Here is a 14,726-nt window from a genome sequence, read left to right on the forward strand (position 1 = left end):
CATGATGTGCTCACGAATGCTCTGATAGCTGTTGCCGAGCGCGAACAGGGAGAGGATCTTGCCCTCCATCTCATCAGTCAACCGGGTCTGATACTTCTTGACCGTCTGGGGTTCGAACGAGCCGTTGCGGTCTCTCGGTGTCTCCAGCTCAAATTCGCCGGACGCCGTTTTGACGGTCTTTTTGGAGGTGCCGTTCTTGCGGTTGGTCGAGGCGTCATTGGTCAGATGCTCGTCCAGCTCCGCGCCCAGTGCCGCTTCGGTGATCTGTTTGATCAGCGGTGTGAGCAAGCCATCCTTGCCATTGAGACTCTGACCGGCCTGAAGTGCTTTGGCAAACGCCTGGATATCGATTTCGTACTTATCAGCCATGATGTGTCGCTCCCTTTTTCAGTCAAGTGTAGGAAACGACACAGAACTCTGAACACTACCGGCGCCTGACAGTACGTTATTCCGGCTTATTTTTATTGTTCCAGACGTACATTCGGGATTGTCAGTATCACTATACGACCAGCTTCTTAAACCTCATTGTTATTTTTATTCGAGGCACTGGTAAGCTCTTTGATCCACAGCCTGTTGTTATTTTTATTACTGGCCGAGTCGACAGAGCTGTCTTTTGTTGTTGTTCGCTTTATATAAAGCAGACCGCGTGCCAGAAATCATAACCCATTGTTTTAAAAGAATTTTAAAGTTACAACCTCCGACAAGCACCGCAACTGCGCACCGAAATGCAACAGACTGTTACCCAGTTGCACAGTTCCGGGCCCCACATTTGGGTAGTTAGGTAACACCTACCCAAAGTTACCTTCCGGCCAAGTGTTACCTGCCAGAGCCCGGCAGCCACTCACCGATCAATCCGGCCAACGCAGGTTTTCGCGCAGCAGCTGGCCATCCGGCGTCAGCCGAAAACGGTCGAAATCCCTCGCCAACCAGAGATCACCCCGGTAGCAAGCTCTCGCCTCCAGACTGACCTCGTCGATCGAGCGGTCGTTCGCCTTGACCAAGGCGAATTGATAGCGCGGGCTGAAGTGGGTCAGGATCAGGTGCGCCAGGCCAACCTGCTCGGCAAACTCCGCCACCCGTCGGGCACTGCTGTGCTGCGGCCCGTCACCGATCTGTTGCAGCACCTCGTCGGTGTAGGTGGCTTCATGCACCAGCAGTTCGGCAGCGGCACAGGCCTCGGCCAGCAGTTCCGGCCGATCATTATCACCGCCGATCACCACCGACTGTGGCATGCGGGCCGGTACGGTAAAGTCGGTACTACGCAGCTGTCGGCCATCGGCCAGCCGGACATCCCTGCCTTGCTGGAGTTCGCCGTAGTGCGGGCCGGATTCGACGCCCTCGGCCTGCAGCTTATCCACCAGCAGCCGATTGCCGATATCCGCCTCGAGGAAACGGTAAGCCCAGCTCGGCACCCGGTGACTGAGCGGATGAGCGCTGATTTCGAAGCCGGCCAGCTTAAGGCTGTCCAGCCCGGCCACATCGATAAACTGCAGTGGATAGTCGATACGCAGCGCGGTAAAACGGATCACTGCCTGCAGGTAATCCCAGACCGCCGCCGGCCCCACCAGCGTCAGCGGCGCAGTACGGCCGTTCAGCTGGCAGGAGGCCAGCAACCCCGGCAGGCCGTAACAGTGGTCACCATGAATATGGGTAATCAGCACCCCCGCCAGCTTCTGCGGCGACAGCGGGGTATACAGCAACTGGTGCTGGGTCGCCTCGCCACAATCCACCAGCAACCAGGCGCGACCACGTTCCGACTGCACGGCAGTGGCGCTGACATTACGGCTGCGGCTCGGCGCTCCCGATGAGGTACCCAGAAAGGTGATATACATGGCGTTGTCTTTTTCAGTAATTAACTTTTGACGGTAATTTATTAACAGTCGCTCGCCGAGCGAGCTGCTACGGCAGAGCCAGGGCTTCTCTTGCAGGAGGGGCATCGCCAAGCAACCACGCCGCCGCTACCAGTGCCTGGCCAAAGGCCAGCCCGCCATCATTGGCCGGCACCTTGGCGTGAGCAAGCACTTGCATGCCCATCCCCTGCAAGCCGGTCTCCAGCCCCTGCAGCAGCTGTTGGTTCTGGAAGACACCGCCGGTCAGCACCACGGTACTGAATGGATGCTGGGCAGCCAAGCGGTCCACCAGCGCCAGCAGAGCATCACTGAAGCCGCGATGGAACGCCCGCGCGATCTCCGCCGGCGCTCGCCCCGCCTTTTGGTCATCGAACAGCACCCGCCACATTGGCGCGGGGTCAAGCAGCCAACGCCCCTCTCCCTGCTCAAGCCCAAACGGATAAGCCGCCACCTCATCGCCACAACGCCGGCTCAACGCTTCCAGCTCGATCGCCGCCTGTCCCTCGTAGCTGATCCGCTCGAAGCTACAAGCCAGCGCCGCCGCCACGGCATCAAACAGCCGCCCCGCCGAGCTGGACAAGGGCGCATTCAACCCCTTGTCCAGCATCGCCCGCAGGGTTGGCAAGGGCTTACCTGCAAAGCCGGGCCAGAGTTGCTGCAGCAGCCGCTCATCGAGTTCCGGCAATGACCGCAGCAAGTGAGCGAACAGGTTGCGCCAGGGCTCCCGGATCGCCTGCCCACCACCGGGTAAGGCCACCGGCGCCAGCGAGCCCAGACGCCGGAAATCACGATACTCGGCCAGCAGCAGCTCACCGCCCCAGAGGCTACCGTCCTCGCCGTAGCCGGTACCGTCCAGGCAGAGCGCCAACACCGGCGCCCCCGCCAGCGGATAGCCGTGTTCACCCAGGCAAGCAGCCAGATGAGCATGGTGGTGCTGTACCTGCAGCCTGCCGATCCCCTGCACCTCCTGGCAGTTCGCGGCGTATTTGCTGGACAGGTATTCCGGGTGCAGATCGCTGACCAACCACTGCGGCCGGTGCTGGTACAGCTGCCGGTACAGGCCGATGGTATGCTCGTACTCGGCGTAGGTGCGGGCGTCCTCCAGATCACCCAGGTGCTGAGAGAGGACCGCCTGACCGCGCTGCAGCAGGCAGAGGGTGCTCTTCAGTTCGCCGCCCAGTGCCAGCAGCTCCGGCGCCTGTTCAAAGCCGGCCGGCAGCGGCAACGGCTGCGGTGCATAGCCGCGCGCCCGGCGTAACAACCGCAGGCTGTCCACCTCCTGGCGCACCACCGAATCGTCGACCCGATTGACGATCGCCCGGTCGTGCAGCAGCAGGATATCGGCGATACCGGCCAGCTGCTGGCGGGCTTCGTCGTTGCTGATCGCCGGCGGCTGGCCACTGCGGTTGCCGCTGGTCATCACCAGTGGCGAGTCGAAGGATTCCAGCAGCAGGTGGTGCAACGGGGTATTCGGCAGCATCAGACCAAGCTGGTACTGCCCCGGCGCTACATTCGGCGACAGGGTCAGCTCATTGTCCTGCCGATCCAGCAGCACAATCGGCGCCGCCGAACCGGCAAGCACCTTGTCCGCCGCCGGACTGCGGCGAGCATAACGGCCCTGCACCTCAAGATCGCGTACCATCAGGGCAAACGGCTTGGCCGGCCGCTGCTTGCGCCGGCGTAGCTCTCGAACGGCGGCATCGTTGGTCGCATCGCAGGCCAGGTGGAAACCGCCCAGCCCTTTCAGCGCCAAAACCTTGCCGGCCCGCAGCTGCCCGGCCAGCCAGTGAAACAGCTCACCAGACGGCGCAAGCCGATTGCCGGCGCCATCCTCCAACCAGCACTGCGGGCCGCACTGCGGGCAGGCGTTGGGCTGGGCATGGAAGCGGCGATCGGCGGGATCGTCGTACTCGGCCTGGCAGCGGTCGCACTGCTTGAATGCCTTCATGCTGGTATGAACGCGGTCATAGGGGATCGCTTCGATGATCGACAGCCGCGGCCCGCAATGAGTGCAGTTGATGAACGGATAGCGGTAGCGGCGGTCGCCAGCGTCAAACAGCTCGGCCAGGCAGGCCGGACAGCTGGCCGCATCGGGCACACAACCGGTGGCAACTTCGCCCTGTTCACTGGCCACAATGGAAAAATCTGCCGGTACCGGCGCCTCGAACGGCGTGCTGGTGACCGCCTCTATATGCGCCAGCGGCGGGCAATCCGCTTGCAGCCGCTCGGTAAACCGGTCCAGCTGGCGCTCGTTGCACCAGAGCTCGATCAGCACGCCGGCGCTGTCGTTGCGCACCCGGCCGTGAAGGCCCACCTCGTTCGCCAGCCGCCAGACAAACGGCCGGAAGCCGACCCCCTGTACCAATCCCTTTACCCGAATCCGATATGCGCCCAAGCCGTTGCCCCGCTATCTGTTACTTAGCGCATGTTACACTCAATGAAAGTAGGAAAAAGTGGCGATTCGCCGATGCAGATAATTCTAGAGACACTGGCCGCCCTGCAAGTCCAGGTGCGCCGTTGGCTGGAAGACCCGGAGCGGGTACCCTCGCAGCAGGAGATCGAAGCCCTGCGGCAAGTTATCCATTCGCTGCTGCATTATCCGCTGGCGATCGAAACACCGGACAATCTGGTACGGGTGGCATTGATCGACTACGAACAACAGGGCGAATTGGCGAATTGCTCGCCGGAGGTACTCGCCAAGCTGGGTTCGCTGCGCGACCGGCTGCAGGCGTTCGATCGCGAGCTGGTGCGTTTTGCTGAGAATATCGAGCAGCTGCAAAAAGCGATAAAGCAGGCACAGGACCGAAATGAGCTGAACTGAACGACGCCAATCTCAAGCCTCAGCCGTTTCGTCCACTGCCGGCTCGGCGGTAGGACCGTAAAACTCGAAACCGCCCCGTTCGCCACGCTTGACTCTATACATCGCCTGGTCGGCTTTACTCAGCAGCTGTTCGGCGCTATCTCCCGGGCTGTACAGCGTGATGCCGACACTGATCGACGGCGTCAATGTCAGGCTTTCATTGACCTGGAAACTCTCCGACACCACATCCAGCAGACGCTCGGCGATCCCCTCCGCCCGGTCCTGCCGTTCCACCCCCGGTAGCAGGACCGTGAACTCATCGCCGGCCAGTCGACAAACCTGCAGCCCGGCTCGAGTCAGGCATTGTTGCATCCGTGAGGCGACCTTGCTCAGGTAGAGATCGCCCACCCGGTGACCATACTCGTCATTAACGCCTTTCAGGCGATCGACATCGATAAAGAACACCGCGAAACCACGCTGGCGCCGCTGCGCCAGCTCAATGGTTTCCTCCAGCAACTGGTCGAAGTACATCCGGTTGGGCAAGCCGGTCAGCGAATCGCGGTAGGCCAACGTCTTGATCCGTTCAGACGCCTGCTGGAATCGGCTCAACATCCGGTGGTACTCGTCATGCAACAGCTTCCACTCCGCCTTGAAGCGGAAGCCAGCCGCCTGGCCGGGATGATCCGGTTCAGCCCGCTGCATCACATCATCCACCAGCGCCTGCAGTGGGCGCGCCACATAACGGAACAGCAGCAACAGCAGCACCAGCAGAAATCCAGCGGTTACCAGCAGCAGACCGATCAGACTGAAGCCAATCACCTCCTTGCCCTTGGCGGTGATATCCCGCGGTGTAACGATCTGCACCCGCAGTGCCGGCTCACCATCCAGCCCGGTCAGCGTCTTGGCAGTTACCCGCCGGGTATCATCCTGGTAGCTCCCGCCCTCAGTCTCCGCCAATGGCAATATGCTGATATCGGCCTGTTGCCGCGCGGCCAGCCGGGCGATATAGGCTGGATCGACATGAAGCCCCATCACCATCCAGCCGGCCACATCGACCGGGTTGTTGTGATCGACCACCGGTCCGCTACCGATCAACGCCGCGCCCCGTTCGGTGCGCACCAGGCCGGTTGAATAGACCGGCTGTGCGAGTTGCTGCCAGTGGTTGCCGCCGGCGGATGGCTGGCTGAAAAACGGATCGTTGGCGACCGGCTGGCCAGATTCGGGCTCGACCGTCAGCCCCCAGACCAGCTGTCCCTGGCGGTCATAGATGAACATGAAATCGATATCGATATCGGTGAGCGCCTCTGCCGGCTGCAGGCCCAGATTGTCGACGATGAAACTGTCATTGCGACCTTGCAGATAGCGATAGGTATGATCCCACTCAGCCCAGTCGGTAATGAAATTCCTCAGCCGCCGCTGTTCGACGTTAAACGCCGCCTCGACACGGGCTTCATTCTGCCGCGCATGGTTCAGCTCAAGCTGCTCGAAACCGGGATAGACATAGCTGATCAACACCCAGCCGCTACCGGCCAACCAGGCCAGTGCCAGGCAGACGAGCAAGATCATTATCTTGCGAATCAGCTGCATCGTTGTTGCTGTCTCCTGCTGAAAAAGCGCGCTTCGTCCATGGCCAATTTATCGGCTGCTCCAAACAGCTTGCCGTTTATCTTAAGCCCGCGTTCGCACGACACTGTGACCTACGGCAAGCAAACTGTCCTTAGGTGACGCCCCGGAAAACACCTTTCATAACAGCACCGACACGCTATCCAGGCATACTAAAAAAAGCAACGCTCGGCGTAACGCTGACATCATCACGCGTTGCCGACAACCCGTCAAATCAAACACTCAAAAAGTCATGTCGACCGTTGAACAGGGCAACCAGAGGAGCCGCTGCCATTTTCCGTTGCTGACTCGCCGGTGATATCGACAGCCTCCCAAACCGATGAACTACGCTTTAATTGATGCCCACAGAGATCCCTTCCCGGGAGGCAACAATGCGCGAACAAACAGCGCTGACACCGACTGAAGGCGATGCCCTGATACTGGTCGACCTGCAACGGGATTTTCTGCCTGGCGGCAGCCTGGCGGTAGCGGAGGGCGACCGGGTGATTCCGGTGCTGAACCACTATATCGAACGGTTTCAGGCCCATGACCTGCCGATATTCGCCACCCGTGACTGGCACCCGGCCAATCACTGTTCGTTCCAGGCCCAGGGCGGCCCCTGGCCACCCCACTGCATCCAGCACAGCGAAGGCGCCAGTTGGGCACCGGGGCTGGCACTGCCGGCGGCTGCCAGGATCATCTCCAAGGCCGATAGCCCGGCACAGGACGCCTACTCGGGCTTCCAGCAGACCGACCTGGCCCACCAGCTGCGTCAACGCGGCTGCAAACGACTGCTGATCGGCGGTCTGGCCACCGACTACTGCGTACTCAATACGGTGCTGGATGCGCTAAAGGAGGGCTTCGAGGTGCTGCTGTTAACCGATGGGATCCGCGCGGTGAATGTCCAACCGGACGATGGCGCCAGGGCGATCGAACGGATGCAGACAGCCGGCGCCCGACCGATCGAGCTGACGGACCTGAACAATGCAACCCCATGAGAGCCCGCAGCTGACCGATCTCTATCAGCTGACCATGTTGCAGAGCTATCTCGACCAGGGGATGGATAGGCCGGCGGTGTTCGAGTTCTTCGTCCGTTCGCTGCCGGCCCGGCGCAACTTCCTGGTCAGCGCCGGCCTGGAGCAGTTGCTCGATTTCCTGGCCCAGGCCCGCTTCAGCGACGCGGAGTTGGACTACCTGGCCGGCTGCGGTTACTTCCAGCGCAACCTGATCGACTACCTGGCCCGCTTCCGCTTCAGCGGCGAGGTGTACGCCATCGCCGAAGGCAGCCTATTCTTCGGCAACGAACCGCTATTGCGGGTCTGCGCTCCGCTACCTGAGGCACAACTGATCGAAACCCGGCTGATCAACCTGCTGCAGCTACCCACCCTGGTGGCCACCAAGGCCGCCCGCTGCCGACTGGCCGCCGGGCCTGACAAGCTGCTGGTCGATTTCGGCCTGCGCCGAGCCCACGGCGCCGAAGCCGGCCTGCTGGCGGCCCGCGCCTGCTACATCGGCGGTTTCGACGGCAGCTCCAACGTACTGGCCGGCCAGCAGTACGGCCTACCGATCATGGGCACCATGGCGCACTCCTACATCCAGGCGCATGAACAGGAAGCGGACGCCTTCCGCCACTTCGTCAGCAGCCAACCGGGCAACCTGGTGCTGCTGATCGACACCTACGATACGGCTCGCGGCGCCGCGCGGGCGGCGGCGCTGGCCGACGAACTGCAACCGCGCGGCCTGAAGGTCAAGGCGGTGCGGATCGACAGCGGCGAGCTTGACCAGGAAGCGATGCGGGTACGCGAGATATTGGACAAAGCCGGTCACCCGGAGATCGGCATCTTTGCCAGCAGCAGCATCGACGAGTACCTGATCGAGCAACTCAGCGAACAAGGGGCGCCGATCGACGGTTACGGCATCGGCACCAGCCTGACCACCTCCGAAGACGCCCCCTTCCTGAACTGCGCCTACAAGCTGCAGGAGTATGCCGGCATTCCGCGGCGCAAGCGCTCCAGCGGCAAGGCGACCTGGCCGGGCGTCAAGCAGCTGTACCGTCACTACCGGGCGGACGGCAAGCTGGATTATGACCGGCTCTGTTGCGCCGAAGAGACAGACGACAGCGGCCAGCCGCTGCTGCAGCCGGTGATGCGGGATGGCCGGCGATTGACGCCGGCGGAACCGCTCAGCGCCATCCGCCGGCGGGTCGGCCAGCAGTTGGCCAGCCTGCCCGTTGAGTTGCGCCAACTGAGCGAGCCGGCCAGTTTCAGATTGGAGATATCGGAGCAGCTACAGCAGCTGGCCCGGCAGACGGACCAGCGCTATGCCGGTTAAGTGGCAGGGGGCGAGGAACGTTCGGAAATCCAGCAGCCCAAACAACGTTCTCTACAGATGACAGCTATCAGCTAATAGCTAATAGCTATTAGCTAAATCAAGCGTGATTGAATGCCTTCATTTCGGCCAACATCCACTCGATCGACTGATCATGCACTTCGTCGACGGTACGGCCGTTGGTGTCGATCCGCGGTCCCACCTTGACGGTAACGGTGCCGGGATATTTGACGAAGCTCTTGCCGGGCCAGAACTCGCCGGCGTTATGCACGATCGGCACCACCGGTACATCGCCGGCCACCGCCAGCATTGCTCCGCCCTTGTTGAAGCGACCCAGCTCGCCGACCGGCACCCGGGTGCCCTGCGGGAAGATCAGCACCGGAATTTTATCGGCCAGCCGCTCCTTGCCCTGCTGCAGCAGCTGTTTCAGCGCGCCACGACGCTTGCTACGGTCCAGCGCGATCGGCTTCAGCAGGCCAAGCGCCCAACCGAAGAACGGAATCTTCAACAGCTCCCGCTTCAACACCGTGCACTGCGGCCGCACCAGGGTCTGGAAGAACAGCGTTTCCCATTCGCTCTGATGGTTGGCGATCACCACGTAGGCGCCCGATTCTGGCAAGTGCTCGCGCCCCTGCACCTCCACCTTGACGCCGCAGCAGAGCCGCAGCCAGAAAATATAGAAGTAGTTGATGCTGGTGATCAGCCTGAAACGGGCCCGGAACGGCAGCAGTGGTGCCACCAGCAGGCAGAGCCCCGAGTACAGGATGGTAACCAGGTAGAAGCCGATATAATAAAACGTTGCGCGCGCATAGTGCAGCGCGTTGGCCTTGGCCGCCATGCTCAGCCCCCTGTCACCGGTGGGAAGAAGGCAACCTCGTCACTCTCCCCGAGCGGCTGCTGCGGATCGACCATCTCCTGGTTGACGGCCACCAGCAGGTTCGGTGCCTGCAGCACCTCGGCCCAGCGCGGGCCGCGCTCAGCCACCAGGTGCTCGATCAGCTGGCCGACTGTGGTCACGCCAGCCGGCAGTGGCAACTGCTCGCTGTCCAGCCCCAGCTGTTCGCGGATGCGGGCAAAATAGACCAATGTCAGCATCAGTTGTCCTCCGCTTGCCAGTGACCGCTCTTGCCGCCTTTCTTCTCCAGCAGCTTCACCTCACCGATCACCATCCCCTTATCGACCGCCTTGCACATATCGTAGATGGTCAGCGCTGCCACCGAAGCCGCCGTCAGCGCCTCCATCTCGACACCGGTTTGACCGGCCAGCTTGCAGGTCGCCTCGATCACCACCCGGTGGTTGGCCTCATCCGGGGTCAGCTCGACACTGACCTTGCTGAGCATCAGCGGGTGGCAGAGCGGGATCAGGTCGCTGGTCCGCTTGGCGGCCTGGATGCCGGCGATACGGGCCACCGCCAGCACATCGCCCTTCTTGTGGCCGCCTTCGCAGATCAGTCGCAGGGTTTCCGGCAACATCCGCACCTCGGCACGGGCGGTCGCCTGGCGGGTGGTCACCGCCTTGTCGGACACATCGACCATCGCGGCATGACCGTTGGCGTCCAGGTGGGTCAGTCGGCTCATAGGGATTCCTGTTTATGTTTGTTGATCACCGGGTTGGCGTACATCTGACGCAGGATATCCCGGGCACCATCGGCCACCTGCGCCAGCCGCGCCTCGAAGCCGGCCCGCTGCTGGGCATCGAACTCGCCGTTTTCGCCGGCTGCCAGGTAGTTGGACGGGTGCAGATAGTAGTTGTCGATGATCTGGCGATCGATCTCCTCGGCCAGCGCCTCCGGCGACTCGAACTCGCCGCGGATCGGCGTACCGTAGGCGACATGCACATGGCCCTTGTCACCGACGATCCCCTTGACGATGCTGTCGATATCCTCGTACTGGGCCTTCTCGTAGCGGCCCTCGCTGGCCATCGCCGCCAGCTCCTTGGCCTTCAGGTAGTCGCAGGGGTCGTACTCGTAGGAGATCGACACCGGCACGATATTGAGCCGCTCGATCGCTTCGCTGAAGCTGCGCTGCTTACGGTGCGCCATGTAGAACATCTTCAGGATCGCCGGATCGGTCTGGTCGTTACCATCCTTCGCCCGGCCCTCGCGCTGGGCGATCCAGACAGAATGGCCCGCCTGAATGCTGTGGTCGATATACTGTGACAGCTGGGTCAACGCCGCCATCATCTCGCGCGGCCCCTTGGCCGATCGCTTGACGATAAAGCTCTTGTTGAGCCGCATCAGGTCGGACACGTAGTCCTTGCTGAGCAGGTTGTCACCGATGGCGATGCGCACCGTGTCCATGCCCATCTGGTAGCGGGTCCAGTTGACGAACGCCGGGTCCATCGCGATATCGCGGTGGTTGGAAACGAACAGGTAGGCCTGGTCGGGGTCCAGCTCGTCAATGCCGGAGCAGCTCAGTTTGCTGGTGGAGCGGGCGATCATCTTCTCCATGTAATCGGCCACCATCTGCTGGAAGTCGCGGATACTGCAGACGTCACCGACCTTGCGCGCCAACGCCATGCGGACCAGCGGACGCAGCAGCCAGCCCAGCCAGCCGGCCGCGCTCGGAAACTGGTACTGGGTAACCGCACTGACGAATTCTTCGTTGTACAGCAGACGATTGAGCACCTCCGTCACTTCGTCGTCACGGTAAGGTCGAATCTCCTGGAACGGGTCCTGCTGGCTCATTGCTGCCCTTAACACTTATTTTTGGAAGCGCGTATTTTACAGCGTTGCGCGGCTAATTTCAGCGAACGCGGATCAAACCAGCAGTTCGGAGAACGGAATGAACTCAACCGGCTCACCCTCGACCAGCTGGCTGTTGGCCGGTATCACCGCCAGGCCATTGGCCCAGGCGGCCGACGACAGCATACCGGAACTCTGGTTGCCGTGCGGCTGGACCACCCCATCCTCCAGCCGGGCACGCAGGTACTCCTGGCGGACGATCGGCTTGCTGCGGCTGAAACCAGCCTGTGCCGTCATTCGCAACGGCGGCTCCGGCGCGGCCCCCTGCTGCTTCAGCAGGCAGGGGCGGGTGAACAGCCAGAAGGTGATCAGCGCCGAGGCCGGATTGCCCGGCAGGCCGAAGAACGGCACCCCGCACACCTGGCCGTAGGCCAGCGGCTTGCCCGGCTTGATGGCGATGCGCCACAACTCCAGTGCGCCCAGCCGCTCTACCGCCGCCTTGACGTGATCCTCCTCACCGACCGAAACGCCGCCGGTACTGATAATCAGGTCGGCCTGTTCGGCCGCCTGGCGCAACGCCTGTTCGGTGGCGTCGGCGGTGTCGGCGACCCGGCCCAGATCGACCAGCTGCATGCCCAGCCCGGCCAGCAGTCCGGCCAGCAGGTAGCGGTTGGAGTTGTAGATCTGGCCCGCCGCCAGCGGCTGGCCCGGCTCGACCAGCTCATCGCCGGTGGACAACACCGCCACCTTCAATGGCCGGTAGACCGGCACCCCGGCCAGGCCGACCGAGGCCAGCACACCGAGATCGGCCGGCTGCAGCCGGCGACCGGCGGCCAGCACCGGCCGACCCTGGCGCAGGTCCTGACCGCGCGGGCGGATATTTTGCTGCGCACGCACGCCGGCCGGCAGCCAGACGGCGTTCCCATCGCGGCGCACCTGTTCCTGCATCACCACCGCATCGGCGCCGGGCGGAATCTCGGCGCCGGTGAAGATCCGTGCCGCCGTACCCGGCTGCAGCGGCTGCGGGGCGCAACCGGCGGCAATCCGCTGGCTGACCGGCAAACGGCTCTCGGACGCGTCGCTCAGGTCGGCGCAGCGGACCGCGTAACCATCCATCGCACTGTTATCGGCCGGCGGCACGTCGACCGCCGCCAGCGGCGCCTCGGCCAACACCCGGCCGGCGGCCTGCAACAGCGGTACCGTTTCGACCGTCGCGCTGACCGGGGTGGCCGCCAGCAGTCGCTCAAGTGCCTGATCAACCGGCATCAGGCCGGGTTGGCTACAGGGATCCATCTCAGCCCTCCTGGTTGCCGGCATGGCGTTGCAGTATCTCGACGAAGTTGCAGGGCCGATGGCGGGCATCCAGCTGCTCGGCCAGAATCTTGTCCCAACCGGTGCGGCAGGCGCCGGTCGAACCCGGCAGGCAGAAGATCAGGGTGCCGTTGGCCAGGCCGCCGAGCGCCCGTGACTGGATGGTCGAGGAGCCGATCTCCCGGTAGGAGATCTGCCGGAACAGCTCGCCGAAACCCTCGATCTGCTTGTCGAACAGCGGCGCCATCGCTTCCGGCGTGGAATCACGCTGGTAGAAGCCGGTGCCGCCGGTGCTGATGATCACCTGCACCTGCGGATCGGCGATCCAGGCGGAGACCACCGCCCGCATCTGATAGACATCGTCCTTGACGATCGTCCGGGTGGCCAGTCGATGACCGGCCTGCTGCAACCGCTCGACCAGCGCATCGCCGGAGGTATCGTTGGCTTCGGTTCGGGTATCGGACACGGTCAGTACCGCGATATTCAGCGGCACCAGTTCAGCGGTGGCGGCATGGGCCATGGGTGACTCCTCTATAAGAAACAGGCTACGGGACGGGACTACAGGGTGACGACCGGCTCAACCGCCGGTCATGTTCATAAAGCGGACGATCTGCGGCTCGTCATCCAGGTCGAACCAGTGCCGTTCCGGCTTGAGGTCCATGGCATCGATGATGGTCTGGCGCAGCCGCTCGCTGTCGCCGGGATGACGGCGCATCACTTCGCGCAGGTCCACCGAGTGTTCATTGCCGAGACAGAGCAGCAGGCGCCCTTCGACGGTGACCCGCACCCGGTTGCAGTCGGCGCAGAAATTATGGCTGTGTGGCGAGATAAAACCGATCCGGCTGTCGCTGTCCGCCATCCGGTAGTAACGGGACGGGCCGGCGGTACGCTCGGTGGTCGGCTGCAGCGGGTAGCGCTGCTCGATCAGCGCCCGCACCTCGTCGCTGGAACAGTAGGCCTCGGCGCGGTCATGCTCGGTAATCGCGCCGAGCGGCATCTCCTCGATGAAGCTGATATCGAGGCCGCGGTCGCGAGCGAAGTCGACCAGGTCCAGCACCTCGTCATCATTACGCCCCTTCAGAACCACCGCGTTGAGCTTGAGGCGCTCGAATCCGGCGTCCAGGGCGGCGTCGATACCGCCGAGCACCTGTTCCAGCCGACCGGTGCGGGTCAGCCGCTTAAAGCGTTCCGGATTCAGGCTGTCCAGGCTGATATTGATGCGGGATACCCCGGCCTCACGCAGCGCCGGCGCCATTTTGGACAGCTGCGAGCCGTTGCTGGTGATCACCAGTTCGCAACCGAGCTGACCGATCTGGCGGATCAGCCAGAGTACATCGCGGCGCACCAGCGGCTCACCGCCGGTCAGGCGGATCTTGCGCACGCCGAGCGACACGAAACTGGCGGCCAGCTGATACAACTCCTCAAGCGTCAGCACCTGCGGCTTGGGCAGGAACTGCATATCTTCACTCATGCAGTAGACACAACGGAAGTCGCAGCGGTCGGTTACCGACAGCCGAACATAATCGACGCGACGGCCGAACTTATCGACCAGCGCATCCTCTTTGGGCGCAACGTTATCAGTCATCGAACTGTATTCGTTAATTCTTATTATTACTGGTTATGAAGATAGTGCTTAGACAATTAAAGCAGGGATGAGAAAACACTCATTAGCTAGAACAGTGGCATAATGTTCCGCTTACGACAAGCCATCCACCGATCCCAGGCCCGAATGAGAACCTGATGAGCTATCTGATACTGAAACACCTGCATGTCGGCTCGGTCATCCTGAGCCTTTCTCTGTTCAGCCTAAGGGGCATCTGGATGCTGTGCGACAGCCAGATGCTGCAGCGACGTTGGGCCAGGGTACTGCCCCATATGATCGACACGGTACTGCTGACCAGCGCACTGCTGCTGGCTTGGCAGGTGCAGCAATTGCCGTTTCGTGATCACTGGTTGACTGCCAAGGTGTGCGGCCTGCTGCTCTATATCGTACTGGGATCGATCGCCCTGAAACGGGGCCGCAGCAAAGGGATCCGCGTAGCGGCACTGCTGGCCGCCTGGGCCAGCGCCGGCTATATCGTCAGTGTTGCACTGACCCGCCAGCCGCTACCCTGGCAGTTTTTTTAACATTATGCGGGCGCTTACGGACTGT

At 62.4% G+C, this 14,726-nt stretch carries 15 protein-coding genes; 4 read left to right on the plus strand and 11 right to left on the minus strand.

All coding sequences use genetic code 11. The annotated features are described in order from the left end of the window. From K6T12_RS09465 to hypF, 3 genes are all read right to left on the minus strand, one after another. A partial coding sequence (locus tag K6T12_RS09465; RefSeq protein ID WP_222221805.1) for a transposase occupies positions 1-369 on the minus strand: 369 nt, incomplete at its 3' end. A 479-nt stretch (positions 370-848) separates the two neighbouring features. After that, the gene (locus K6T12_RS09470; RefSeq protein WP_222221807.1) at positions 849-1,832 is read right to left on the minus strand and encodes an MBL fold metallo-hydrolase; all 984 of its coding nucleotides are present in this window, start codon (positions 1,830-1,832) and stop codon (positions 849-851) included. A 67-nt stretch (positions 1,833-1,899) separates the two neighbouring features. Continuing rightward, positions 1,900-4,245, minus strand: coding sequence for a carbamoyltransferase HypF (hypF, locus tag K6T12_RS09475; RefSeq protein WP_222221813.1), 2,346 nt, complete (start codon positions 4,243-4,245; stop codon positions 1,900-1,902). 72 nt (positions 4,246-4,317) lie between these two features. On the opposite strand from hypF, the gene K6T12_RS09480 reads away from it, so the two are divergent. Then, positions 4,318-4,671 (plus strand): hypothetical protein, encoded by a 354-nt coding sequence (locus K6T12_RS09480; RefSeq protein ID WP_222221815.1) that lies wholly within the window; start codon positions 4,318-4,320, stop codon positions 4,669-4,671. A 12-nt stretch (positions 4,672-4,683) separates the two neighbouring features. Here the strand turns inward: K6T12_RS09480 and K6T12_RS09485 are convergent, their stop codons facing one another. Continuing rightward, positions 4,684-6,237, minus strand: coding sequence for a sensor domain-containing diguanylate cyclase (locus K6T12_RS09485; RefSeq protein WP_222221817.1), 1,554 nt, complete (start codon positions 6,235-6,237; stop codon positions 4,684-4,686). A gap of 407 nt (positions 6,238-6,644) precedes the next feature. Between K6T12_RS09485 and pncA the strand changes: the two genes are divergently transcribed. Both pncA and K6T12_RS09495 read left to right on the plus strand, forming a co-directional pair. Then, positions 6,645-7,250, plus strand: coding sequence for a bifunctional nicotinamidase/pyrazinamidase (gene pncA / locus K6T12_RS09490; RefSeq protein WP_222221820.1), 606 nt, complete (start codon positions 6,645-6,647; stop codon positions 7,248-7,250). Next, entirely contained in the window at positions 7,237-8,583 is a 1,347-nt protein-coding gene (locus tag K6T12_RS09495) for a nicotinate phosphoribosyltransferase (RefSeq protein ID WP_222221822.1), read from the plus strand. The genes pncA and K6T12_RS09495 overlap by 14 nt, the downstream gene beginning before the upstream one ends. A gap of 97 nt (positions 8,584-8,680) precedes the next feature. Here the strand turns inward: K6T12_RS09495 and K6T12_RS09500 are convergent, their stop codons facing one another. The 7 genes from K6T12_RS09500 to moaA form a co-directional block, all read right to left on the minus strand. Next, entirely contained in the window at positions 8,681-9,418 is a 738-nt protein-coding gene (locus tag K6T12_RS09500; protein WP_222221824.1) for a lysophospholipid acyltransferase family protein, read from the minus strand. A gap of 2 nt (positions 9,419-9,420) precedes the next feature. Then, complete coding sequence (moaD, locus tag K6T12_RS09505; protein ID WP_222221826.1) at positions 9,421-9,675, minus strand: molybdopterin converting factor subunit 1; 255 nt, start codon at positions 9,673-9,675, stop codon at positions 9,421-9,423. Next, a complete protein-coding gene (moaC, locus tag K6T12_RS09510) occupies positions 9,675-10,157 on the minus strand; it encodes a cyclic pyranopterin monophosphate synthase MoaC (RefSeq protein ID WP_222221828.1) in 483 nt (160 codons plus the stop codon). The genes moaD and moaC overlap by 1 nt, the downstream gene beginning before the upstream one ends. Continuing rightward, a complete protein-coding gene (locus K6T12_RS09515; RefSeq protein ID WP_222221830.1) occupies positions 10,154-11,266 on the minus strand; it encodes a 1-acyl-sn-glycerol-3-phosphate acyltransferase in 1,113 nt (370 codons plus the stop codon). Before K6T12_RS09515 ends, moaC begins: the two co-directional genes overlap by 4 nt. A 72-nt stretch (positions 11,267-11,338) precedes the next feature. Further along, positions 11,339-12,556 carry a molybdopterin molybdotransferase MoeA gene (locus K6T12_RS09520; protein WP_222221832.1) on the minus strand — a complete coding sequence of 406 codons (1,218 nt, stop codon included), beginning with the start codon at positions 12,554-12,556 and terminating at the stop codon, positions 11,339-11,341. A 1-nt stretch (position 12,557) separates the two neighbouring features. Then, positions 12,558-13,094, minus strand: a complete 537-nt coding sequence (gene moaB, locus K6T12_RS09525) for a molybdenum cofactor biosynthesis protein B (protein WP_222221834.1) — start codon at positions 13,092-13,094, stop codon at positions 12,558-12,560. A 57-nt stretch (positions 13,095-13,151) separates the two neighbouring features. Beyond that, positions 13,152-14,159, minus strand: a complete 1,008-nt coding sequence (gene moaA, locus K6T12_RS09530; RefSeq protein ID WP_222221836.1) for a GTP 3',8-cyclase MoaA — start codon at positions 14,157-14,159, stop codon at positions 13,152-13,154. Positions 14,160-14,314: 155 nt separating this feature from the next. On the opposite strand from moaA, the gene K6T12_RS09535 reads away from it, so the two are divergent. Continuing rightward, positions 14,315-14,701 (plus strand): SirB2 family protein, encoded by a 387-nt coding sequence (locus K6T12_RS09535; RefSeq protein ID WP_222221838.1) that lies wholly within the window; start codon positions 14,315-14,317, stop codon positions 14,699-14,701. The last annotated feature ends 25 nt before the right edge of the window (positions 14,702-14,726 follow it).

The sequence above is a fragment of the Marinobacterium arenosum genome (assembly GCF_019795155.1).
In the GTDB taxonomy this organism is placed as follows: domain Bacteria; phylum Pseudomonadota; class Gammaproteobacteria; order Pseudomonadales; family Balneatricaceae; genus Marinobacterium_C; species Marinobacterium_C arenosum.